This window comes from Subtercola lobariae, from assembly GCF_014640255.1.
Taxonomy (GTDB): Bacteria; Actinomycetota; Actinomycetes; order Actinomycetales; family Microbacteriaceae; genus Subtercola; species Subtercola lobariae.
In genome coordinates this window covers 608329-631767 of record NZ_BMGP01000001.1, presented here as the reverse complement: position 1 = coordinate 631767, position 23439 = coordinate 608329, and the positions used below count along the sequence as shown (strand labels likewise).

23 protein-coding genes and 1 tRNA gene are annotated in these 23439 nt (G+C 66.4%); 10 read left to right on the top strand and 14 right to left on the bottom strand.

Annotated elements, in window-relative coordinates:
• Positions 1-180 precede the first annotated feature (180 nt).
• Entirely contained in the window at positions 181-1428 is a 1248-nt protein-coding gene (locus IEX24_RS02925) for an FAD-dependent oxidoreductase (RefSeq protein WP_188673378.1), read from the bottom strand.
• Positions 1429-1507: 79 nt separating this feature from the next.
• Here IEX24_RS02925 and IEX24_RS19810 point away from each other — a divergent pair, with 79 nt between their 5' ends.
• Positions 1508-2071 carry a TetR/AcrR family transcriptional regulator gene (locus tag IEX24_RS19810; protein ID WP_188673375.1) on the top strand — a complete coding sequence of 188 codons (564 nt, stop codon included), beginning with the start codon at positions 1508-1510 and terminating at the stop codon, positions 2069-2071.
• 111 nt (positions 2072-2182) lie between these two features.
• On the opposite strand, the gene IEX24_RS02915 is transcribed toward IEX24_RS19810, so the two are convergent.
• Positions 2183-2872 carry an NADPH-dependent F420 reductase gene (locus tag IEX24_RS02915; RefSeq protein ID WP_372435713.1) on the bottom strand — a complete coding sequence of 230 codons (690 nt, stop codon included), beginning with the start codon at positions 2870-2872 and terminating at the stop codon, positions 2183-2185.
• Positions 2873-2947: 75 nt separating this feature from the next.
• On the opposite strand from IEX24_RS02915, the gene IEX24_RS02910 reads away from it, so the two are divergent.
• The 3 genes from IEX24_RS02910 to IEX24_RS02900 all read left to right on the top strand — a co-directional run bounded on the left by IEX24_RS02910 (position 2948) and on the right by IEX24_RS02900 (position 5874).
• Positions 2948-3640, top strand: coding sequence for a TetR/AcrR family transcriptional regulator (locus IEX24_RS02910; protein ID WP_188673369.1), 693 nt, complete (start codon positions 2948-2950; stop codon positions 3638-3640).
• Between the two features lie 471 nt (positions 3641-4111).
• Complete coding sequence (locus IEX24_RS02905; protein ID WP_188673366.1) at positions 4112-5470, top strand: RNA polymerase sigma factor; 1359 nt, start codon at positions 4112-4114, stop codon at positions 5468-5470.
• Between the two features lie 71 nt (positions 5471-5541).
• Positions 5542-5874, top strand: a complete 333-nt coding sequence (locus IEX24_RS02900) for a YciI family protein (protein ID WP_188673362.1) — start codon at positions 5542-5544, stop codon at positions 5872-5874.
• Between the two features lie 182 nt (positions 5875-6056).
• Here IEX24_RS02900 and IEX24_RS02895 read toward each other — a convergent pair whose 3' ends face one another.
• Entirely contained in the window at positions 6057-7061 is a 1005-nt protein-coding gene (locus IEX24_RS02895) for a diacylglycerol kinase family protein (protein ID WP_229715049.1), read from the bottom strand.
• 383 nt (positions 7062-7444) lie between these two features.
• Here IEX24_RS02895 and IEX24_RS02890 point away from each other — a divergent pair, with 383 nt between their 5' ends.
• The 5 genes from IEX24_RS02890 (at position 7445) to IEX24_RS02870 (ending at position 11128) form a co-directional block, all read left to right on the top strand.
• Positions 7445-8095 (top strand): MBL fold metallo-hydrolase, encoded by a 651-nt coding sequence (locus IEX24_RS02890; RefSeq protein WP_188673356.1) that lies wholly within the window; start codon positions 7445-7447, stop codon positions 8093-8095.
• A gap of 155 nt (positions 8096-8250) precedes the next feature.
• Positions 8251-8583 carry a hypothetical protein gene (locus tag IEX24_RS02885; protein ID WP_188673353.1) on the top strand — a complete coding sequence of 111 codons (333 nt, stop codon included), beginning with the start codon at positions 8251-8253 and terminating at the stop codon, positions 8581-8583.
• A 111-nt stretch (positions 8584-8694) separates the two neighbouring features.
• Positions 8695-9465 carry an META domain-containing protein gene (locus IEX24_RS02880; protein WP_188673350.1) on the top strand — a complete coding sequence of 257 codons (771 nt, stop codon included), beginning with the start codon at positions 8695-8697 and terminating at the stop codon, positions 9463-9465.
• Positions 9466-9605: 140 nt separating this feature from the next.
• Complete coding sequence (locus IEX24_RS19410; RefSeq protein ID WP_229715048.1) at positions 9606-10280, top strand: aggregation-promoting factor C-terminal-like domain-containing protein; 675 nt, start codon at positions 9606-9608, stop codon at positions 10278-10280.
• A 164-nt stretch (positions 10281-10444) separates the two neighbouring features.
• On the top strand, positions 10445-11128 hold the full coding sequence (locus tag IEX24_RS02870; protein ID WP_203585952.1) for a GntR family transcriptional regulator: 684 nt from the start codon (positions 10445-10447) through the stop codon (positions 11126-11128).
• A 34-nt stretch (positions 11129-11162) separates the two neighbouring features.
• Here IEX24_RS02870 and IEX24_RS02865 read toward each other — a convergent pair whose 3' ends face one another.
• The 6 genes from IEX24_RS02865 to IEX24_RS02840 all read right to left on the bottom strand — a co-directional run bounded on the left by IEX24_RS02865 (position 11163) and on the right by IEX24_RS02840 (position 16494).
• Entirely contained in the window at positions 11163-11774 is a 612-nt protein-coding gene (locus IEX24_RS02865) for a DinB family protein (protein WP_188673347.1), read from the bottom strand.
• Between the two features lie 78 nt (positions 11775-11852).
• Positions 11853-11924: transfer RNA gene (locus IEX24_RS02860), tRNA-Gln, on the bottom strand.
• Positions 11925-11997: 73 nt separating this feature from the next.
• Positions 11998-12423 carry a VOC family protein gene (locus IEX24_RS02855; protein WP_188674275.1) on the bottom strand — a complete coding sequence of 142 codons (426 nt, stop codon included), beginning with the start codon at positions 12421-12423 and terminating at the stop codon, positions 11998-12000.
• 149 nt (positions 12424-12572) lie between these two features.
• A complete protein-coding gene (locus tag IEX24_RS02850; protein ID WP_188674272.1) occupies positions 12573-13565 on the bottom strand; it encodes an NAD(P)/FAD-dependent oxidoreductase in 993 nt (330 codons plus the stop codon).
• 191 nt (positions 13566-13756) lie between these two features.
• Positions 13757-15430 carry a glutamate--tRNA ligase gene (gene gltX, locus IEX24_RS02845; RefSeq protein WP_188673344.1) on the bottom strand — a complete coding sequence of 558 codons (1674 nt, stop codon included), beginning with the start codon at positions 15428-15430 and terminating at the stop codon, positions 13757-13759.
• Positions 15431-15714: 284 nt separating this feature from the next.
• Positions 15715-16494 (bottom strand): TetR/AcrR family transcriptional regulator, encoded by a 780-nt coding sequence (locus tag IEX24_RS02840; RefSeq protein WP_229715047.1) that lies wholly within the window; start codon positions 16492-16494, stop codon positions 15715-15717.
• Positions 16495-16759: 265 nt separating this feature from the next.
• Between IEX24_RS02840 and IEX24_RS02835 the strand changes: the two genes are divergently transcribed.
• Positions 16760-17140: a VOC family protein gene (locus IEX24_RS02835; protein WP_188674266.1), complete on the top strand. Its 381-nt coding sequence runs from the start codon at positions 16760-16762 to the stop codon at positions 17138-17140.
• A 234-nt stretch (positions 17141-17374) separates the two neighbouring features.
• Here IEX24_RS02835 and mgrA read toward each other — a convergent pair whose 3' ends face one another.
• The 5 genes from mgrA to IEX24_RS02810 form a co-directional block, all read right to left on the bottom strand.
• Positions 17375-18385 (bottom strand): L-glyceraldehyde 3-phosphate reductase, encoded by a 1011-nt coding sequence (gene mgrA / locus IEX24_RS02830; protein ID WP_188673341.1) that lies wholly within the window; start codon positions 18383-18385, stop codon positions 17375-17377.
• A gap of 143 nt (positions 18386-18528) precedes the next feature.
• On the bottom strand, positions 18529-19287 hold the full coding sequence (locus tag IEX24_RS02825) for a fumarylacetoacetate hydrolase family protein (protein WP_188673338.1): 759 nt from the start codon (positions 19285-19287) through the stop codon (positions 18529-18531).
• A 260-nt stretch (positions 19288-19547) separates the two neighbouring features.
• Positions 19548-20660, bottom strand: a complete 1113-nt coding sequence (locus IEX24_RS02820; RefSeq protein ID WP_188673336.1) for a branched-chain amino acid aminotransferase — start codon at positions 20658-20660, stop codon at positions 19548-19550.
• 69 nt (positions 20661-20729) lie between these two features.
• Positions 20730-21821, bottom strand: a complete 1092-nt coding sequence (locus IEX24_RS02815) for a 3-isopropylmalate dehydrogenase (protein ID WP_188673333.1) — start codon at positions 21819-21821, stop codon at positions 20730-20732.
• A gap of 127 nt (positions 21822-21948) precedes the next feature.
• The gene (locus tag IEX24_RS02810) at positions 21949-23397 is read right to left on the bottom strand and encodes an MFS transporter (RefSeq protein WP_372435714.1); all 1449 of its coding nucleotides are present in this window, start codon (positions 23395-23397) and stop codon (positions 21949-21951) included.
• Between the last annotated feature and the right edge of the window lie 42 nt (positions 23398-23439).

The following is a 23439-nucleotide window of genomic DNA, read 5'->3' as shown; positions in this document are numbered from 1 at the left end:
CGGTAATCGCCGAGGTCGACATCGTTCTTCGTTACGAATCCGGGGGTGTCGGTGTAGAAGGCGAGCGCCTTGGCCTGGTCGTCGACGAAAACGCTGGTGATGTTGATGGTGGGCATTGTGGATGGCACCTCCGTGCCCACAAGCTCCTCCGCGACCGAACCGGCCGAGGCTCACGTCGATTCAGTTCCGACTCGCGCGATATTCGGCTGCGTTAGCGCGCCACTGATCTGCTGCTTCATCGAAATTCGGAATGCTATCGAGGTCGGGACCGCCGATCGCGTAGTGCTCGGCGATAGCATCGTTCGCTGCTTTGCCCAGTGTGGCCCCGCGCGACACCATGCGTTCTTCATACTCCCGCACGACGTCGCCGATTGCAGTTCCCGTGCGGACAGCGTTGACAATACTCCGAGCGATTTCGGCACCGTCGAGGAGGGCGAGGTTGACGCCGTTTCCACCAAACGGCGACATCACGTGGGCTGCGTCACCGACCAAGGTAATGCCAGGGCGGTGCGCCCATGTGGTCGGGGTCGGCAATGCGAAGATCGGCCGGCTCGGGAGGGTTCCTTCGGTGTCGTCGATCACGCGAAGCAGTTCCGGTGAGAACTCGGCGAAGCGGTCTCTCAGGACGGCCCTTACTCGTTCGGTGTGTGTAGCACTCGTGCCGTTGGAGTCGAGTACACCGCCTCGACCATCTGCGGCTCCAAGGCCGGCTTCCGCGAGCCAGTCGAGCTCGACGCGAAATGAGATGTACCCCCGAACGACGTCGCCGCTGTTTCGTTGGAGCACGAGCGTCTTCCCGTCGCCGTTGGCCCACATATGACCGTCACCGACGAGGGCCGCGATGTCGGGGTGACTCTCGGTGACATTGGTGAAAAGTGCTTCAACGAAGGTGACACCGGTGTATATCGGAACGGCATCTGTCAGCACCGCCCGAACACGGGACCACGCGCCGTCAGCTCCGATCACCAGGTCGGCCGTTTCGACGCGGCCGTCCTCGAAGGTGAGGGTCGCATCATTCACACTCGCCAGTCGGCGACCCCAGCGGATCGTGTTCGGTATCAGCGACTCGGCGAGCATTCGGCGTAGCTGTGCCCTGTCTATCTCCGGCGCGGCGGTCTCATCGAGGGCAGGAGTTTGCTCCATCAAGACCGCGCCCTGAGGGTCGAGCAAGCGATGCGCCTGACCCTCTGGCCGCGCCAAGGCGGCGAACTCCTCCGCGAGCTGGGCGTCCTCCACAGCAATCTGGCCCGAATCCGCATGCAGGTCAAGGGTTCCGCCCTGGTCTCGGGATTCGAGCGATGCATCGGCGTCATAGACGGTCACGTCTACCCCGCCGAGCTGAAGCACGCGCGCAGCCACGAGCCCACCGGGGCCCGCCCCGACGATAGCGATGGAAGGATTCGCAATATTCGTCAAGATTTTCTCCATTATCTCGAGTTTGCCGAACGATCGTTCGGCAAACTCGACCATACCGACCGACCGACCGTTAGTCAACTAGAATGGTGACATGGAAGACAAGATGACGAGACGGCCAGGCCGCGAAACGAGATCGGAGATTCTTCAGGTGTCGTTGGAGCTGTTCACCGAACGTGGCTTCGAGGGCACCTCCGTTCGCGACATCGCCGAAGCGCTTGGCATCAGAAAGTCCTCGCTTTATTACCACTTCTCCAGCAAGGAGGCGATCATCCGAGCCCTCCTGGAGGGTCGCCGGGATGAGATCGACGCACTCCTCAGCTGGGTCGAGGAACAACCTGCCGGGCCGGACCTTCTTCGCCGCACCGCGTTGAGGTGGGTGGAGTCCACCGGCATAGAACGCGTGCAGGGCATGCGCTTCGCGCACGCCAACCGGGCGATCATGCAGAAGCTCGCCGAAGACGGCACTGATCGCCGGGCCTGGTTCGACGCCGTCGTTAATCGCGTACTTCCAGGCGAAGCCCCGATGGCCTCCAGGCTTCGGGCACAAATGGCGTTCGACACCGTTAGTGCTGCCCTCTTCGCCGCCCAAGGCACCGCCGCGACAGACGATGAGGTGCTGACAGCAGCCCGTGAAGCAACGATCTTGCTCACCTGACGGGCGTCACCGACTCAGAGGAGCGGAGACCGCTTGGGGGCGGCATGCCCGACGTGACGGGCCGGTGCGGCCACCTCGGGTCGCACCGGCCGCCGATAGCGAGCGGGCTGGCTAGCGAACCACCTTGATATTGAACTGCGGGCCACCGGCCTGCACGAGCGCGAAGAAGAGCACGAAGTAGTACTCGGCGCCCCGTGCGCTTGCGATGCCGCCGAGGTCGACGATGCTGTCAGATGCCCAGCCGAGGTCGCCAAGCAGGCCGCGCACGGTATCTTTGGCCCCGTCGTCATCACCCGAGACGAAGACTGAACTTTCACCCGACAGTGACGAGGGGTCGACGAGCACGGTCATGGCGGCGGTGTTGAGGGTTTTGACGACCTTGGCGGCGGGCAGGGCATCCTGCAGCACCTGGCCGAGGCTCGAGTCGGGGTAGATGAGGTCGAAGCTGGGGGAGGCTGCGTTCGCCACATCGATGACGGTTTTGCCCGCGAAAGTGTCGGCGCCGATGGAGGTGAAGATCTCGACGCTCTGGCCGCCGGGGGTGGCGTTCACGATGACGTCTGACGCGGCGACCGCGTCGGCGAGGGATGCGACCGGGTACTCGAACTGGCCGGCCTTGCTCTGCGGGTCGCGCGAGCCGAGGGTGATAGCGTGACCCGCCTTGCTCCACGAAGCCGCGAGAGTAGTGGCGACGTGGCCGGTGCCGATGATGGAGATGTTCATGAGGTGCCTTTCGTGAAGCGTTCGCCATTGAAACAGGCGCACGGTATGGCTGGTGGATGCGGAGGCGATGTTCCGCATCTGAGTCAACTCGCGTGCGGACGAATTATTCCGGTTATGGGGAGAAAGTTCGGCGGGCTGTCATACGCTGAGCAAATGGAACCCGTGCCCGCAGCGTCAGCGCCCGAGCCGCTGTCGGTGGCAGAGGTCGCGCGCGAGCCGGCGCCCGAGCGCGAGGCCGCCAGGCTGCCGGCGCTGGCAGCGGCGTCAGCGGGCGCCTCTCCGAGCCGCGCCTCCAGACGGCTGCGCAGCGACGCCGCCGTGAACCGCGATCGGCTGCTCACGGCCGCCGTTGCGGCGATGATTCGTGAGGGCCAGAACGTTCCGCTGGCCACCATCGCCGCCGACGCCAACGTGGGCGTCGGCACGCTCTACCGCCGCTACCCGAACCGCGAGGCGCTGCTCGACGCGCTGCAGCTTCGGGCCTATAGCATCGTTCTTTCGTCGCTCGACGACGTGCTGGCTCGGGATGCCTCGGGGCTCCGTTCGATCGAACTCTTTCTTGAGCGAACCATCGTCACGAGATCAGACCTGGTGCTGCCGATGCATGGAGCTCCCGAAACCACGAACCCCGAGGCGGTGCGGGCCCGGGGCGACGTGGCGCTACGTGTAGGGCGGCTGCTCGAGCGGGGGGTCGCCGATGGGTCGGTGCGGGCATCCGTCACCCCCGACGACGTCATTGTGTTCGGCGCCATGATTGCGCAGCAGCTGCCGAACGTGCCCGAGTGGAGCATCGTGGCGCGCGCCCAGGTGCAGATCTTCTTGGGCGGCATCGCGGCACCCGAGTAGCACCGCGCCTGCGCGCCCGACCAGCACCGCGGCATCGCCGCGCCCGAGTAGACTGCGCCTGCGCGCCCGACCAGCACCGCGGCATCGCCGCGCCCGAGTAGCACCGCGGCATCGCCGCACCTGAGTAGCATCGCGGCACCCGAGTAGCACCGCGCCTGCGCGCCCGACCGCCATCCGGCGGCGCGAGTGAGCCTCGTACGTCGAATTGAGCCCGTTATACCTGGCTCAATTCGGCGCAAGAGGCTCACCATCGCCGTGCACGGCACGGCACGGCAGGGCACGGCATGGCACGGCACGGCACGTGATGCGACCCGCAGAAGGGCTGGATGGGGCTCGTTCCGGCTCGGGCGGCGAACGGCTCCTCTCCTCCACAGGGGCACCGAAAATTTTTTTCTGCACCGTGTCGATATCGGGTCGTGCTGTTCGACGTCTTGATGAGCGATCATTAGTGCGATGCGAAAGGGCGGCGTCATGGCACCAGAAAACGGTAACGCGCAGAGCGTTGCGCACGCCGTCGAGTCTGTGTGGCGGGCCGAGGCCGCGCAGATCGTTGCGACGCTCGCTCGCTTCACGGGTGACCTCGGTTTCGCCGAAGACCTGGCTCAGGATGCCCTGACCGACGCTCTTGCGCAGTGGCCTGTCACGGGCATCCCGAGCAACGGCGCAGCCTGGCTCACGACGGTGGGCAAGCGTAAGGCGGTCGACGCGTGGCGGCGGCAGCAACGACTCGACACGCGCTATGAGTCGATGGGCCACGGATTGCTGACCGATCAGCAGCTCGAGAACGCGCCCGACGCCCGTGAGATGACTAGCGACGGCAGCGCCTGGAACCTCGACGAGATCGACGACGACGTGCTGCGCCTCGTCTTCGTCGCCTGCCACCCCGTGCTCTCCCGCGAAGCCCAGGTGTGCCTCACGTTGCGCGTGGTCGGCGGCCTGAGCAGCGCCGAGATCGCGCGGGCAGTGCTGGTTCCGGTAGCGACCGTGCAGCAGCGCATCGTGCGAGCCAAACGGGTCTTGCGGGTGGCGAAGGTTCCGTTCGAGGTGCCCGAACGCAGCGAGTTTCAGGCGCGGCTCGGCGCGGTGCTCGAGGTCGTGTACCTCATCTTCAACGAAGGCTATGTCGCAACCTCAGGCGACACCTGGGGTCGAGTGGATGTCGCGGCTGAAGCCATGCGCCTCGGCGTGCTGCTCGCCGGCCTGCTGCCCCGCGAACCCGAAGTGCACGCCCTCGTGGCACTGATGCAGTTTCAGTCATCGCGATTCGATGCCCGCACCACGCCAGACGGCGAACCCGTGCTGCTGTTCGACCAAGACCGATCGCTCTGGAACCACGCGCTCATCGCCCGCGGCGAAGTCTCGCTCGCCCGAGCTGACGCCCTCGGTCGTGGTCGCGGCCCGTATGCACTTCAGGCAGCCATCGCCGAGTGCCACGCCACCTCCCCCACCGCCGACGACACCGATTGGGCCCAGATCGTGCTGCTCTACGAAGCGCTCGGCCAGCTGAACCCGTCACCCGTCATCGACCTCAATCGTGCCGTGGCGGTGAGCATGGCCACGGGCCCGGCGAGCGCGCTCGTCATTGTCGACAGGCTCGTCGACGCGAATTCGCTGGCCGGGTACTCGCTTCTGCACGCCGTGCGCGGCGACCTGCTCGCGCGGCTCGGGCGTGCTCCGGATGCCCGGCTCGAGTTCGAGGCGGCCGCCGCCCTCACCTCGAACGAGCGTGAGCAAACACTGTTACTCGCCAAGGCCCGCGGCACCCCACCGACCGTTATTGCCCCAGAAGAACCACCCCACACCACACAGGAAGCCGCCACGGGCGTCTGAAGAACTCCAATCGCACTGCTGCCGCCCACACGTTCTAGCGAAACAAAATAAACCCAACGAAGGAACACATCATGCAATTCATCTTTTTCGTCTGCACAGACCCCAGCGCACCCGAATACAACGCCGCAGAAGACAACATCGAAGAATGGGTAGCCGAAATGGATGCCCGTGGCGTTCACGAAGGCGGCAACCGCATCCGCCCTCCGGCCGACGCCAAGACCGTGGTCGTGCGCGGCGGAGAAGTACGCGTGACCGACGGCCCCTTCGCCGAGACGAAGGAGTGGATCGCGGGCTACGACCTTATCGACTGCGCAGGCCTCGACGAGGCGATCGAGATCGCCGCGAAGCACCCCATGGCCCGTTTCGGCAAGATCGAAGTGCGAGCGGCGTGGCCCATGGGCTGAGCCTCACAACTCTGCAGCTGAGTAGCCCGGGTCGCGCCGGGACTCCTGTGCCGTACCGGGACGCCTGTGCCGCGCCGGGCCGCGCCCGGACACCTGGGCCGGGCCGCGCCGAGACCTGGGCCGTACCGTACCGGGGCGCGCCGCGACACCTGGGCCGAACCGGGCCCCTTGGGCAGATCGGGTCAGGCGAGCACGCGCAGGGCACCCGGCGCGACGGTGACGGTGACCGGCAGGGGCCCGACCCGCTCGCCGTCGGCGTAGGCGATGATGTCGGGCGCATCCACTTCGACCGTGTGCACCCGAGTCAGCTCGACGATGTCGAGGCCCGAGTGCGTGCCCTTGAACACACGCGGGAAGATGCGCAAGAACTTCAGCCGCGACACGGGCGCCACGATGAACAGGTCGAGCGCACCGTCGTCGAGCGAGGCGTCGGGGGCCACGAGCATTCCGCCGCCGATGGAGCGGTTGTTCGCCACCGTCAGCAGCACCGAGTCGACCTTCCGGGCGACCCCGTCGACCACGAGCGAGTAGGTGCGGGCGCGCAGACGCAGCAACTCGATTAGCAGGGCGATGGTGTACCGGCTCGCGCCGCGCGGGCGGCGCATCTGATTGGCTCGCTCGTTGATGAGCGCGTCGAGCCCCGCCGAGAGCGCTGACGCGAACCACAGCTCGCCGCCCGCGTGGCTGAGTCGCCCGAGGTCGATGGTGCGCACGCCGGGCGCTCCGGCTGGGGCCCCCGCGGCCGGAGACGCCAGCGCGCCGACCGATTCCTCAAGCGGTCGAGGCTCCGCAGCCGACAAGGCCGAGAGCACGGTGAGCCCCGCCCGCAGATGCGCGAGGGCCGCGTCGAACTCGAACGGAATACCGAGACCCAATGCGGAGTCGTTTCCCGTGCCGGTCGGAACGATTCCGAGCGGCGTCTGCGTCTCGGCGAGCAGGTTCACCCCGAGGCTGACCATTCCGTCACCTCCGACCACAATGAGGGCATCCGGATGCCCGGCGAGCGCCACCCCCGCCTCGGCCTTCAGCGTGGCGAAGTCAACGGCCTGCAGTTCGTCGACGTGGTGTCCGTCGTGGCGCAGCGCTTCGACCACCCGCGTTCCGGCCCCGTGGGTGCGCCCGAACGATGCCGACGGGTTAATGGCGACGACGAGTCTCAGCGCGCCTGACGGCGTTGTTTCGGGCACTCCCCGATTATGGCGCATCACCCCCGGCTGCGCCGTCAACGCTCACCACGCGACCACGGCCGACATGACAGCGACCACTGGGCGCCACCCGCACCACCCGCTCCCCACACCTGCTCCCGCGACCCGCACCACCGCCGCCGCTCCCGCCACCCGCCACCCGCACTAGCTCCACCGCTCCCCACACCCGCTCCCGCCACCCGCCACCCGCACTAGCTCCACCGCTCCCCACACCCGCTCCCGCCACCCGCACTAGCGCCGCCGCTCCCACACCTGCTCCCGCCACCCGCACTAGCGCCGTCGCTATCCCACCCGCTCCCGCGACCCGCACCACCGCCCCTACACCCTCGCCCCCGACACCCCCGCCGAGTACCTAAGCTGGAGACATGAGACTCACCAAGCTGGAGCATGCCACCCTCGTTCTCGAAGAGTCGGCCAAGACCCTCATCGTCGACCCGGGCTCGTTCACGTCACCCATCACCGATTCGCTCAGCGACCCGAGCAGCGTGGTCGCCGTCGTGGTCACCCACGAGCATGCCGACCACTGGACTCCCGAGCAGCTGAATCGTCTGCTCGAGAAGGCCCCGGGCATCCCCATCTTCGCGCCAGAGGGCGTGCAGCTCGCGGCTGACGGCTTCGACGTCACGGTAGTGAAAGAGGGCGATGAGTTCACCGTCGAACCCTTCACGCTGAAGTTCTTCGGCAGCAAGCACGCCGTGATTCACTCGAGCATTCCGGTGGTCGACAACGTGGGTGTTCTGATCAACGACGTTCTCTACTACCCGGGTGACTCGTTCACCGTTCCGGAAGGTGTCGATGTTGACGTGCTCGCGGTTCCGGTTGGCGCACCGTGGCTGAAGATCGGCGAAGTGCTCGACTACGTGCTCGAAGTGGCGCCCAAACGTAGCTTCGCGACGCACGAGATGGTGCTCTCTGCGGCGGGCAAGGCAATGGGCGGCGATCGCATTCGATGGGCGACCGAGCAGGGCGGCGGCGAGTATTTCGCGCTCGCGCCCGGCGACACGCTCGACCTCTAGGCACACCCGCTGGGCCGATGCGCCACTGGTGAGCCACCGGTGAGCCACCAGTGAGCCACTGACGCGCACGACGACCCAGCGCCGCCCGCACCGCCGCACCGCCCACACCAGCATCCGCACCAGCACCCGCACCCACCGAGAGGCGCACCCACACCGTGAGCACCACTGCGTCAACAATCGTGGTCTACCTCATCGCTCTCGCCATTCTCGTTCCGCTCGCCATGCTCGGCTATCGGCAGGCCAAACGCGCGGCCGCGGCGAGCGATGGCGACGTCGGAACAACGTTCCTCTCGGGCGTGGCCTTCTTGTTCGCCTTCATCGCGTCTCCGCTCGGCATACTGTTCGCCCACCTGTCGCTGCGGCAGATCGCGCACACCGGGGCATCCGGAGTTCGCCTCTCGGTCGCAGCGCTCTGCATCGCCTACGCCCTCACGGTGCTGCAGCTGACACTCTTGCTCTGGGGCTCGTTCACCGGCTACTTTCACTGAACCCATACACCACGGGTTGGAGTCGCCCCAGCGCGGCCTGTCAAGCCGAGCGCTCTCGCAGGTTGGGTTCAGTACCCTTAGCTGTACCGGTAAGCGAATTGGGAGGGTTCTGTGTCGAGCCTGCGAGCACTCGCCCTGGCTGCGCTTTGCGCAGTCGTGCTCTCGCTGACCGTCACGGCGTGTTCTGCTCCGGCTGCTCCGGCTCCGGATGCTCCGCAATACACTCCCGCGTCGACATCCACTCTCGCCGGGCGCTGGATCGTCAGCGACTCGTACAACTCGCCCGACCAGCCCTATCTGCAGTTCGAGCACGACGGAACCTGGAAGGGCTCCGACGGCTGCAACAACGCGACCGGCACCTGGTCGATGGACACGGCCGGCGTTCTCACCACCACCTCTGGCCCGCAGACCCGTATCTACTGCGACGGCGCGCAGCTGCCTCTCTACCTCATCGACTCGGCCTCGGCGCGGTACGACGGCACGAATCTCACCCTCGTCGGTCACGACGGAAAAGAGCTGGTCACGCTGCACCACCCCACGTCGACCCAAACCCCTGTGCCGCAAGGCACTCAGGTGGCCGTGGGGCTCTGGACGGGCGTGGAGAACGGCCGCCAGCGCCTTCTGCAGTTGTCGCTGGCGAACGACGGCACGGTGACGGGCAACGATGGATGCAACGACTTCACCAGCACGTGGCGGTTCGCCGAAGACGGGTCGATCTCGTTCTCGAAACTCGCCATCACCACCCGCACGTGCGAGGGGGTTGTGACGTGGTTGAGCGGTGCGTCATCCGCTGTTCTCGACGGCACCACAATGGTCATCCGCTCGCAGTATGGCGCGCAATTGGGTACTCTGACATATCACGGCGAACCGACCTCCAACTGACCCGCCGCTGGCTTTCTCAGCTTCGTGTTGCATAATGGATGGTCACGTTTGTGTAACGGCGCAGGGTTCAGTCAATACGTCCCTGAGGCCGATCGAGTAGCTGCAACCCGAAAGTGCAGCAGAGAGAAACGGATCACCGGATGGGTTTGCTGAACGGAACAGTGCGTCGCCGCGTCGTACAAGCCGCAGCCGTCGTAGCCGCCTTCGGGCTCGCCGGCACCCTCGCACTCCCGCTCGCGAACGCCTCGAGCCTCACCAGCGCTCCCCCGGTTCAGAAGCCGATGGCCGCCGGCCAAGACTACGAAACGTACGGTACCGGCGCCATTCTCGCTCAGCGCGACTCCTACGAGGCCACCGATCCGGCCGTTCTCGCCGCCCAAAGAGCAGCGGCGCAGGCTGCAGCCGCGGCGGCCGCTGCTGCCGCGGCAGCCGCGAAGACTGCCGCCCAGGAATCTTCGTCGTCTTCCTCATCGTCGTCGTCGTCCAGCGCGCCCGACGCACCTACCCCAAGCCCCGGTACGGCCCAGGCCATCGCACAGCAAATGGTTACAGATCGGGGGTGGGGGTCGGATCAATTCTCGTGCCTCGTCTCATTGTGGAACCGCGAGTCTGGCTGGCGCGTCAATGCTTTGAACGCCTCCTCCGGCGCAGCTGGCATTCCGCAAGCGCTCCCTGGTAGCAAGATGGCGAGCGCCGGAGCCGACTGGAAGACTAACCCAGCAACGCAAATCACATGGGGCTTGAACTACATCAGCGGTCAATACGGAACCCCCTGCGGTGCCTGGGGTCACAGCCAGTCAAACGGCTGGTACTAGTTCGCACGAGGGGCTTGTTTGCTCGGGCAAGAGCCGAGCATCCACTTGCCACGTAAAGGTGGCTCAGCACTCGCGGGCCGAGGGCCGAGGGCCTAGTCTCGCGTGATTCCTTAGACTTGATAACATGCCCGAGAGTGCATGCGCACGTCGACGACAGGAATCAGATGACCCCCTCCGTTCAGCCCATTGATTCTCGTTCGGTCACCGAACTGGTGACGAACGAGTTGCGGCGTTCGATCGTCAGCGGTGACCTCGCCCCTGGCGCGACTTTTTCGCTGCGCGAGATCGCCGACCTGCTGAACGTCAGCTTCATTCCCGTGCGCGAGGCGCTGCGCAACCTCGAAGGCGAAGGCCTCGTCATCACGAACCCGGGCAAGAGCGCGCGCGTCGCTCCGCTCGACCTCGAAGACTTGCACGCCATTTACACGTTGCGCGGGTACCTCGAGCCGCAGATCGCGCGAGCGTCGTGCCTGCTCATCACCGACAGCGAACTCGACCGCCTCTACGAACAGACGCAACATTTCGGCGACCCGACCCACACCATCGATACGGTGTACGAGTCGCATCACGCCTTTCACGCCGACCTGCTCGCCCCTGCCGCCACCACGTGGGATATGCGTACGCTGAATTCGCTCTGGCGGGCGGCAGAGCGCTACATCAGAATCGGGTTCAAGAAGGCCGTTCCCGACCCCGAAGAGAATCTGCGTCGGCAGCGCGAGCACGAGCACCTCGTCGTCACCTTCCGGCTCCGTGACCCCGATGCGGCCGCCGCGGCCGTCGCGCGCCACCTCAGCTTGAACGAGGCCACGGCGCAGCGCGGGCTCGCCGCCTACACCGAAACCGTCTGACGCGCGCGTTTCGCTCGGCGCACGAGGCAGCTAGCTAGCTGCCTGCTTCGTCACCCTCAGCTCGCGCAGCCTCGCGAGCCGTCGTTTCGAGGCGGTCGCGGTAGGAACTCCAGAACTCGGTGCCGCCGGGCGGCAAGTTGTCGTTCGACTTCTGCAGCCCGGCCGAGCCGTCGATGAGTTCGCGCACCAGGTCGGCGTGCCCCGCGTGACGGTGCGTTTCGGCGATCATGTGCGGGAGAATGCGCATCAAGGTGACCTGATTGCGCTCGGGCGGCCACCAGGGCACCACTCCGGGCGCGTCAAGGGGCAGCGCCTCGATCGTCGCGTCAGAATGCGCCCACACGCGGCGATAGAGCGCGATGATCGACTCACGTGATTCATCGCGAGTGGCCCACATATCGGCATTGGCTTCAGCGTCGTCGGCCATGAAGGGCAGCGGCTCTGTGAACGGGCGCCCGAACACCTCGCCGAAGTACCCCGCTTCGGTCGCGGCCACGTGCTTCACCAGCCCGAGAAGATTCGTTCCGGTGGGTACCAGCGGCCGGCGAGCGTCGTACTCCGACACTCCCTCGAGCTTCCACAGCAGCGCGTCGCGGCCGTTCTGCAGGTAGCGCTGGAGGTTTATCTTGGCGTCGACGTCATCCATGAAGCCAGCCTGACAGAGAACGCCTGGCCAAGCCGCCAGGTACCAAAAAAAGGCTCCGGAATTCCGGAGCCTTTGCTGCTGGGGTACCTGGACTCGAACCAAGAACAAAAGAATCAGAATCTTCCGTGTTGCCAATTACACCATACCCCAATGGCTAGAACCGAAGCCCGGGCCAGCTATCGACTTTAGCCTACGTTCGCCTTCTGCCCAAACCGAGGCGCGCTCAGGCCGCGGGTGCGCCCGCCACGTTCACCAGCCAGGCGATTCCGAAGGGATCCACGAGCATCCCGAAGCTGTCGCCCCAAGGGGCGGTGTTGAACGGCATCGTCACGGTACCGCCCTCTGAGAGCTTCGTGAAGTAGCCCGCGAGCTCGTCGAGGTCTTCGGCGCCACCGCTCAGCGAAACCGAGATGTTGTTGCCTGGTGTGTAGTCCATTCGGTTCGGCGTGTCAGAGACCATCAGGGTGAAGCCGCTCGGCGACGTCAGCTGCGAATGCATGATCTTGTCGGCCTCTGCGGGGTCTTCGCTGACCTGAAACTCACCGAAGGTGCTCCGGATGATCTCGCCCCCGAACACCGTCTGGTAGAAGTCGAGCGCAGCACGGGCTTCGCCGCGAAAGTTGAGGTACGGGTTGAGAATGGCCATCAGAGACTCCTTTGTTGACACTGTGCACGTACCGGGTCGCGAACCATTATTGCGCTCATCGGCTCGGTTAGGGAATGGCAATGATCGCGTCGGTAGTCGCGGCGCGGTTGGCGCTCGGCGGCGTCAGTAAGAACACCACGGCGCACGACTCGCTACAGAATGCCGATCAGGTGCCGGTTGATGGCCGCGGCCACCCGCGCGCCCTCCCCCGCCGCCACGATGAGCTGCTGCGCCCCTGGGGGTGTGGAATCTCCGGCCGCGAACACACCTGTGCAGGAGGTGCGGCCGTGCGTATCTACCACCAGCAGGTCGTCGACGCTCGTTTCGAGGCCGAGCATGGCGCGGTAGTCGAGGGCGGTCGTCCACTGCGGGCGCACAAAACCACCGCTTCTCACGATGACGGTTCCGTCGGTGAGCGACACCCCAGTCATCCCTTCGCGGTCGCCTTCGATGTCGGCGATGGGCCGGCGTTCGACGCCGATTCCGCGGGCATCGAGCGCGGCTTCGTCGGCTTTCGAGAGCTCTGCGACGCCGTTCGTGAACACGATGAGGTCGTTCGACCACTGCGAAATGAGCAGGGCGCGTTCGGCGAGGTCGTCGGTTTCGCCGATGAGGGCGAGCGGGGCATCCGATTTCTCGTAGCCGTCGCATTCGGTGCAGCTGTGCAGGCTTGTGCCGTAATAGGCGCGGATGCTCGGCAGCGCCGGCAGCGTCTCAAGCAACCCGGTGGCGATGAGAACCGTGCGGGCCCTGGCCACGCGATCACCCGACCCCCGGATGCCCTTCGAGCGCACCACGAACAACGACTCGACGTGCGCCCCGTGGTGCGCCGAGCGTTCGGCGCCTGCCGCAGCCTGCCCCACGGGCGGCACGGTCATGGTTTCGATCGACGAGACCATGGCTTGGTGAAAGCTGGCCTCGGGGTACGACTCGAACTCTTCGCGGCCGAGCTTTCGCAGCTCGAGGGGTGAAACGCCGTCGCGGGTGAGAAATCCGTGCGAGAGCAGGGTGGCCGAGTGCCGCGGGCGATTGCTGTCGAGCATCAGCACACGGCGCCGTGCGCGCACGAGGTTCAGACCGGCGCTCAGCCCGGCTGGCCCCGCGCCGATGATGATGACGTCGAAGACCTCATCGGGGTCGTGCACGACCTCGGTGGCGGCCGCGGCTCGGGCTGCTGGCGAGCCTATGACCACAGTGGGAGCGGCAGCGGCGGTGGCAGCGGCAGCGGCGGCAGCAGTGGCGGTGGCAGCGGCGGCAGCAGTGGCCGCAGCTGCACCGTCTGCGAGTGCTCCGACGGCCGCTGCTACGGCGTCAGACCGAATGAGCTTCGCCACGGTCAGGAGGCCGGCTGAGTCGAGCCGGGGCCGACGGGCGAGCCGGGGCCGACGGGCGAGCCGGGGGCGGCGGCCGAGCCGGGGGCGGCGGCCGAGCCGGGGGCGGCGGCCGAGCCGGGGGCGGCGGCCGGTGCCGCGTACGCCGCCGCCGTGCCGGCCTCGCTGTGCCACACCGCGAGCCGGTCGAGGCGCGCCAGCGTCTCAGCCTTGCCGAGAATCTCCATGCTCTCGAACAGCGGCGGCGAGATCTTGCGACCCGAGAGCGCCACGCGAAGCGGCCCGTACGCGTTGCGCGGCTTGAGGGCGAGGCCCTCGATCAGGGCGGTAGCGAGGTCGTCTTTAATGCGGTCGTGGGTGAACTCTGAGAGTTCGATGAGTTCGAGGGCTGTCACGGCGGCCGCGAGAATCTCGCCCGTGCTGCCGGTGAGGGTGGCCAGGGCATCCGGAGCGTACTCAAAGGCGTCGGTCGCCGCGAACAGCGGCCCGAGCAGCGCCGGAACCTCGCCGAGCAGCGCCACGCGCTCCTGCACGAGGGGAGCGGATGCCGCGAGCAGGCTCTGCTGGGCATCCGTCAGCGGCTCGGTCACCAGATTGGCGGCGGCCAGGTAGGGCACCGTTCGCGCTGCGAAATCCGAGACCTCGAGCAGGCGAATGTGGTCGCCGTTGATCGATTCGGCTTTCTTTTCGTCGAACCGCGCCGGGTTCGGGTTGACGTTCACTACGTCGAACGCCGCGATCATCTCCTCGATCGAGAACACATCACGGTCGTGCGTGAGCGACCAGCCGAGCAGGGCGAGGTAGTTGACGAGCCCCTCGGGAATGAACCCGTGCTCGCGGTGCAAGAACAGGTTCGCCTGCGGGTCGCGTTTGCTGAGCTTCTTGTTGCCGTCGCCCATCACGTAGGGCAGGTGCCCGAAGCGCGGGATGAACGTGGTGACGCCGATGTCGACGAGTGCGTCGTACAGGGCGATCTGCCGCGGGGTGGAGCTGAGCAGGTCTTCGCCGCGCAGCACGTGGGTGATTCCCATCAGCGCGTCGTCGACGGGGTTGACGAAGGTGTAGAGCGGGGCGCCGTTCGGGCGAACGACCACGAAGTCGACGAAACTGCCGGCCGGGAACGTGATCTCGCCGCGAACGAGGTCGTCGAAGCTCAAGTCGGTGTCGGGCACACGCAGGCGCAGGGCCGGCAGGCGGCCTTCTTCTCGGAAGCGTTTGCGGTCGTCGTCAGTCAGGTCGCGGTCGAAGTTGTCATAACCGAGCTGCTTGGCGCGGCCGTTGGCCTCGTTTCGGGCATCCACTTCTTCTGGCGTGGAGTAGCTCTCGTAGAGGTGACCGGATGCCTTCAGCTTCTCGATGAGGTCGAGGTAGATGGGCATGCGTTCGGACTGCCGATAGGGGCCGTGGGGGCCGCCGACGTTGACGCCCTCATCCCAGTCGATGCGCAGCCAGGTGAGCGCGTCGACGAGCTGCTCGTAGCTCTCTTCAGAGTCACGGGCCGCGTCAGTGTCTTCGATACGGAAGATCAGCTTGCCGCCGTTATGCCTGGCGTATGCCCAGTTGAAGAGCGCTGTGCGGATGAGCCCGACATGCGGGGTTCCGGTGGGCGACGGGCAGAACCTGACGCGAACGTCGGCGCCGGTGGCGGTGGAGAAGGGAGGGAGTTCTGAAGATGACATACTGCCAGCAATTGTACGGGCTGCGGCCGAGCCCTCGGTTGCGGAATGCGCCGACCGTGCAGGTGTGCACGACAAAGACTCCGGCGTCAGCCCGTTCTGGGGCGCATGCCTCCGTTAGTGAGCCCGTTAGCCCGTTTTGAGGCCGGTGTAGCGGTCTCAAAACGGGCTAATGGGCTCACCCGAGGTGCGTCCGCACGAGTGCACGACGCGGCGGGGGCAGGCGATCGTGTGAACGTCCCGAAGAGGGAAGGCGACCGCGTGAACGTCGCGCTGGCCCTCTCGGGTCAGAGGCCGCGCTCGACCATGTCGAGTACGCGTGTCGTGGCGGCGTCGACCATGGGGTCGCTGAGTCCGCGTAAGGGGCCGTCGATGACGAGCATCCCGAGACCATGCACCGCCGACCACGCATACAGCTCTGCATTCTCTCGCCGATCGGGCGGCAATATGCCTGCGGCGGCATATGCGTCGAGTGCGGCGCTCAAGATCGCAAAGGGGGTGCGACCTGCGGCTCCGGCTTTCGCCGGCGATGTGCTCTGAGCCAGGTGATCGGGCACGGAGAAGGCCACGCGAAAGAGCCCCGGTTCCTCGCGCGCAAACGCCAGGTAGCCTGTGCCGACCGCGCGCAGCATACGCTGCGCTTGCTCGGGCTCCGGATGCGCGTCGGCGAATGGCGAGGTGACGGGCGTCGGCGGCTGAGCGGAAACGACGACAGAACGCGGCAACAGTGCGGGTGCGGCGACGGATGGAGGCGTGGCGGGCGCCGGAGGCGCGGCGGTCGCAGAGGTGACGGGCATCGGGGCTGCAGTGGCTCGGGCTACCTCGGCTTCCATACGGTCGGCCGCCAGGGCCTGTGCCGCGTCGGAGACGGCGCGGAGGAGCGCGCCGCGGTCGGCGAAGTGGCGGTAGGCGGCGTTCGGCGTTACTCCGGCCTGGCGGGTTGCCTCCCTGAGCACGACGGCATCCGGCCCGCCCGCCCGCGCCATGGCCAGGCCGGCCGACACCAGGGCTCCACGCAGATCACCGTGCCGGTAGGTCGCGCGAGGGGTCGACGTCTCGGTACTCACCTGGCTCCTCTCTCGCTGGCATCGCTGGCATCGCTGGCATCGCTGGCATCGCCGGCATCACGGCCATCGCGGCCATCACGGCATCGCGCGCATCGCCGGCACCCATATCGTCGCGTCAGCGGTTCCGCCGGCGTGGCAGGCATGCGAGCCACCCACACCACTCGAACCGCGCAAACGCTAGACACGGCACGCGAGGCGTGTGATTGTAGACATTGTACACATGGCACCTTGGGGTGCCGCCGAGCATCCAGCGCAGGAGATCAGCATGTTCACAACGACCAACGCTTTCAGCGGGTTCTCTGTCAACGACATCGCGGCCGCGAAGACGTTCTACGGCGAGACTTTGGGGCTTGCCGTCACCGAGAACTCGATGGGTTTTCTCGAGTTGCAGCTCGACAGCGGAGCCACGATTCTGGCCTACTCGAAACCCGATCACAAGCCGGCATCGTTCACCATTCTGAACTTCGCGGTCGACGATGTTGAGGCCGCCGTCGACGACCTCAACTCGCGCGGCGTCGTCACCACCATCTACAACGGCGGCGAAATGCCCGTCGACGACAAAGGCATCATGCACGGCAACGGCCCCGACATCGCGTGGTTTCTCGACCCCGCGGGCAATGTGCTCTCAGTGCTGCAGGGCTCGTAGCCGTAACCGCGCCTGGCCGACGGATGCCCGGCAGCGCGTCACCAGATCACCGACCCGACCGCACAATCGAGCCGCGGTAGCCGCTGGGCAGCGGCCCGGGTCCGCGATGGCCGCCGGGCAGCGGCCCGGGTCCGCGGTGGCCGCCGGGCAGCGGCCCGGGTCCGCGGTGGCCGCTGGGCAGCGGCCTTGGGCCGCGGTGGCCGCCGGGCAGCGGCCTTGGGCCGCGGTGGCGCGCTACTCGGCGGCGGCGGCGGTGCCGATCAGCTCGTCGATGCGCTCCAGCTCGGGCGCGGTCAGCGCCGTGCCGTTGAGCGCCGCCACGTTCTGCTCGAGCTGCGACACCGAGCTCGCCCCGATGATCGCCGAGGTCACCGCGGGCGTGCGCAGCACCCAGGTGAGCGCGAGCTGCGCCAACGACTGCCCCCGCGACGCCGCGAGATCGTTGAGGCCCCGCGCCATGGTGAGGTAGTCGTCTTGCACGCGATCAGCCTTCAAAAAGTGCCCCACGGCGGCTCGCGAGTCCTCGGGAATATCGCCGCTCAGGTACCGGTCGGTCAGCAGCCCCTGCTCGAGCGGCGAGAACACGATCGCGCCGATCCCCGCTGAGGAGACGGTGTCGAGCAGCCCCGTGGTCTCGGGACGGCGGTCGAGCATCGAGTACCGAGGCTGGTGAATCAGCAGCGGAACGTTGAACGAAGCCAAAGCCTCCTGAGCCGCGAGCGTCTGCTCGGGCGAGTAGTTCGACACGCCCACGTAGAGCGCCTTGCCCTGCTGCACGGCGGTAGCGAGCGCACCCATGGTCTCTTCGATAGGCGTCTCGGGGTCGGGTCGGTGCGAGTAGAAGATGTCGACGTAGTCGAGCCCGAGCCGGCCGAGACTCTGATCGAGCGACGCGAGCATGTATTTGCGCGAGCCCCACTCGCCGTAGGGCCCCGCCCACATGTCGTAGCCGGCCTTTGACGACACCACGATCTCGTCGCGGAACGGCTTCAGGTCTGAGGCGAAGAGCTGCCCGAAGTTCGACTCCGCTGAGCCGTAGGGCGGCCCGTAGTTGTTCGCGAGGTCGAAGTGGGTGATTCCGAGGTCGAAGGCCCGCCGCACGATGGCTCGCTGAGCATCCAGCGGCTTGGTGAAACCGAAGTTGTGCCACAAGCCGAGCGACAGCGCAGGCAGTTTGAGGCCGCTCGAACCGACGCGGCGGTACTGCATCTCGTCGTAGCGGGTGGGGGCAGGCGAATACGTCATGCGGTCAACCTTCGTGAGTTGGTGAAACGAATACGGGCGAGCAAAAGCGAATCGGGCGAGACGGGGCAAGCGAGACGGGGCAACGAAAGGGGCAAGCGAGACGAATGCGGCGGCGAAGCGAATCGGGCTGGCGAGTGGATGCCCTACCGGGCCACATTCGACAGGGTACCGATTCCGGCAATACTGATCTCCACCGTCTGCCCCGAGGTGAACGCGCTCACGCCCGCGGGTGTTCCGGTGAGAATGAGGTCGCCCGGCAGCAGCGTGAACACCCGCGACACGAAGGCAACGAGCTCAGGGATCTTAAAGATGAGGTCGGCGGTTGTGCCCAGCTGCCGAACGTCGCCGTTCACGCGGGCTTCGATGCGGGCATCCGCCCAGTCGAATTCGGTCTCGATGACGGGGCCGATGGGGCAGAACGTGTCATACCCCTTGGCGCGCGCCCACTGGCCGTCGAGCTTCTGAATGTCGCGGGCGGTCACGTCGTTCGCCACGGTGTAGCCGAACACAACGTCGGCGTAGTCTTCGGCGCGCACGTTCTTCGCGATGCTGCCGATGACGACGGCGAGCTCTGCTTCGTGCTCGACCTGGTGGCTGTCGGGCGGCAGCACAATGGTGTCGCCCGGACCGATGACGCTCGTGTTGGGCTTCAGAAAGATGATGGGGTGATCAGGCACATCGTTGCCCAGTTCGTGGGCATGTTCGGCGTAATTGCGGCCAACGGCAACCACCTTCGAGCGCGGGATGACCGGGGCCAACAACTTCGCGCCCGCCAACGGTACGCGTTCTTCGGTGGTCTCGAATCCGTTGAACATGGGGTCGCCGACCAGCACCACCAGTTCGTCGCCGTCGACAATGCCGTACCGCGGGTCGCCGCCCGTGCTGAATCGTGCGATCTTCACGCGCTCAAGCCTATCCCCCGCCGCGGTGGCCGCTCACGTCTGAGATCGCGCGTGAGCGCCCGGCCCGAACCCGGCGCCGCCAGGTAGTTAGGTCGGAGCACAGCTCACATCGCCGCAATACGTGCCTATCTCGGCTCAGCTCCGACGATACTCCCGCACCCGCACCCGCAACCGCACCCTCACCCTCACCCTCACCCTCACCCTCACCCTCACCCGCACCCGCACCGACTGCGTAGCTGCAGCGCCGGCGCCGGCGAGCGTTACGCCAGGCGCGTCAGCCAGCCGTGCTTGTCGGGCAGGCGACCGTATTGGATGTCGGTGAGCTCTTGGCGCAGCGACATGGTGAGCTCGCCGGCGGGCGCGCCCGCCGCGCCGAGGGTGAAGTGCTCCGAGCGCAGTTGGGCGACCGGTGCGATGACCGCCGCCGTGCCGCAGGCGAACGCCTCGACGATGTCGCCCGACTCCGAGCCGGCTTTCCACTCCTCGATCGAGACCTGGCGAATCTCCACGTTGTGGCCGCGGTCACGGGCGAGCTGCATGATGCTGTCGCGCGTGATGCCCGCGAGAATGCTGTCGCTCTCGGGGGTGACGAGGGTGCCGTCGCGGTAGACAAGAAACAGGTTCATTCCACCGAGCTCTTCGATGTACTTGCCCTCTTGCGAGTCGAGAAAGAGCACCTGAGCGCAGCCCTTCTCGTAGGCAAGTTCTTGCGGCAGCAGCGACGAGGCGTAGTTTCCGCCCGTCTTCGCCGCGCCCATTCCGCCCCGGCCCGCACGGTTGTACTCGGTCGAGAGCCAGATGTTCACCGGCGAGACCCCGCCTGCGAAGTAGGTGCCGGCGGGCGACGCAATGACGAAGTAGCCCACCTTCTGCGCCGAGCGTACCCCGAGAAAGCTCTCGGTCGAAATCTCGAACGGCCGCAGGTACAGGCTGGTCTCGGGCGCGTCGGGCACCCACGAGCCATCGACGGCAACCAGCTGCCGCAGCGACTCGATGAAGTCGGCGGTCGAGAGCTCGGGCAGCGCAAGCCGAACGGCAGAGCGCTGCAGGCGCTGCGCATTCATCTCGGGCCTGAAGGTATAGATACCGCCATCTGCATGCCGGTACGCCTTCAGCCCCTCGAAGATCTCTTGCGCGTAGTGAAACACCGAGGCGGCCGGGTCGAGCGAGATCTTGCCGTACGGAATGACCTCGGCGTTGTGCCAGCCATCGGCCAGAGTCCATTCGATCTGCACCATGTGATCGGTGAAGTGTTTGCCGAAGCCGGGGTCGGCAAGGATAGCCTCGCGCTCGGCCTCGGCACGGGCATCCGTCGACGGCGTGAGTGCAAAGGCGAGCGGAAACTGGGTGGGTGTCGGTGCGGTGGTTGTCATCAGATCCTCAACAGGGAGAAATTCAGTGTGTGCGGCGCGAGCCGGGGGTGTGGATGTTCGATCCTGACGTCAGCGGCTGACGAGCGAGTGCAGCGAGGCCGCAATCGCATCGCCCACCTCGCTTGTGCTGCGCGAAGTGGATGCCGGGGTTCGCCCGGCGAGGTCGGCCGTCACGGCGTCACGTATGGCGGTGGCCGCCTCGGGCAGACCTTGTTGGTCGAGCAGGAGGGCGACCGACAGAATCGCGGCGGTGGGGTCGGCGATCTGCTGGCCTGCGATGTCGGGTGCTGACCCGTGAACAGGCTCGAACATGCTGGGGAAGGTGCCGGTCGGGTTGATGTTGCCCGAGGCTGCCAACCCGATGCCGCCGCTGATCGCGCCGGCCAAGTCGGTGAGAATGTCGCCAAAGAGGTTGTCTGTGACGATGACATCGAATTTAGCAGGATTCGTGACGAAAAAGATGGTCGCGGCATCCACATGCAGATAATCGACGGCAACGTCGGGGTATTCGGCGGCGACCGCATTGACCGTGCGCTGCCAGAGCTGCCCGGAGAACACCAGAACGTTGGTCTTGTGCACCAGCGTGAGCTTCTTGCGCGGGCGGGTCTGAGCGAGGTCGAACGCGTACCGCACCACCCGCTCGACGCCGAACGCCGTGTTCACCGAGACCTCGGTAGCGACCTCGTTCGGCGTGCCGACGCGCAGGGCGCCGCCGTTGCCGGTGTAGGGCCCCTCGGTTCCTTCGCGAACCACCACGAAATCGACCTCGCCGGGGTTCGCGAGCGGGCTCGTCACCCCGGGGTAGATGGTGGTGGGCCGCAGGTTCACGTAGTGGTCGAGCGAGAAGCGCAGTTTCAGCAGCAGGCCACGCTCGATGTTCGCGTTCTTCAGTCGCGGGTCGCCGGGCACGCCGCCGACCGCGCCGAGCAGAATCGCATCGTGCGAGGCGATGGATGCGAGGTCTTCGTCGGTCAGCACGTCGCCGGTCTCGAGAAAACGAGCGGCGCCGAGCTTGAACTCGGTTTTCTCGAAGACGACGCTCTCGCCAGCGCTGTCAGCCGTCGCCGCGACCGCCGCGTCGAGCACCTTCAGCGCTTCGGCGACGACCTCCACACCGATTCCGTCTCCGGGAATGACAGCAAGGCGAATGACGCGTGACATAAGGGCTCCAGCGCTGGATCGAAAAGGGTACCTCTAGGTTACAACCCGCCCTCGCACACGGGGAGCCGCGCCCAGGGGCCGGGTTCGCCGCACTCCGTGTCGGCGTCGCGGCCCCCACCGCCTCAGGTCAGCCGCGGGCCTTGCGCAGCGTGACGAGCGCCAGGATGCTCGCACTGACCATCAGCAGCACCGCGATCAACGACGTGGTGAACACCCCGCTGTCGAACGCATCACGCGCCGACTGCAGCAGCGTCGTTCCGAGGCTCCACGGAATCTCGTTCGACACCCCCACTGCCCCGCCGAGCGTTTCGCCCGCCGAGGTGGCCTGCTGATCGGTCAGCCCGATCGGCAGCACGACGCTGGCGCGGTAGAACGCCGTCAGAATGCTGCCGAGCACCGCAGTGCCGAGCACCGCGCCCAGTTCGTACGCCGTCTCCGACACGGCAGACGCCGCCCCGGCCTTGTGCTCCGGCACCACCGAGATGATGAGGTCGTTCGAAATGGTCTCTGCCGCCCCGATTCCGAGCCCGAGAATCGCGAACGCGGCGCCGAGGGTCACTGCAGTCGCGTTCTGCCCCGTGAACATCACGATGGCGTAGGCGATCGCCGAGAGCAGCAGGCCGCCGGCGACCACGAAACTCGGCCTCACGAACCGAACAAGAGGTACGACGGCGAGGCCTGCCACGACCATGACGATCAGGCCCGGCACTAAGGCGAGTGCGGCATCCATTGGCCGAAGACCGAGCACGAGCTGCAGATGCTGCGAGACGTAAAACAGGAAGCCCACGAGTGCCACGACGCTCATCAGGTTGACGAGCACCGCGCCACTGAACGCGCCCACGCGAAAGAGCCGCATGTCGAGCATGGGGTTCTCACGAGTGAGCTGGCGTCGCACAAACGCGAAGCCGGCAGCGAGCCCCAGTGCCAACAGCCCAATGGATGACCAGCTGAAGCCATCGGCCCCGATCTGTGTGATGGCGAAGACCGCCGGCACGAGCATCACCATCGAGAGCACGATGCTCAGCAGATCGAGCGCCCCCGGGTTCGGGTCTTTCGACTCCGGAATCAGCAGGGGCGCCAGAATCACGAGCGGAATCAGCACCGGCACCGCGATCAAGAACACCGAGCCCCACCAGAAGTGCTCGAGCAGCACCCCGCCCACGATGGGTCCGAGTGCGGCGCCAGCAGCGAAGCCGGCCGCCCAGATGGCAATCGCGAGGCGGCGCTGACGACGGTCGGCGAAGATGCTGCGCAGCAGCGACAGGGTGGAGGGCATGAGCATGGCGCCGAAGAACGCGAGCAGGGCACGGGCCGCGATGAGCAGCTCGGCGGTCGGCGCGAACGCCGCGACGACAGAGACCGCGCCGAAGCCGATGGCACCGATGAGCAGCAGCTTGCGGCGGCCGATGCGGTCGCCGAAGTTACCCATGGCCACGAGCAGGCCCGCGAGCACCAACGGGTAGGTGTCGATGATCCAGAGTTGAGCGGTGGCGCTCGGGTGCAGCGATTCGGAGATCACGGGCAGCGCAAAGCTCAGCACGGTGTTGTCGACGGAGATGAGCAGCACGGGCAGCATGAGTACGGCGAGCGCGAGCCAGCCGCGCTTGCCGACGCGGAG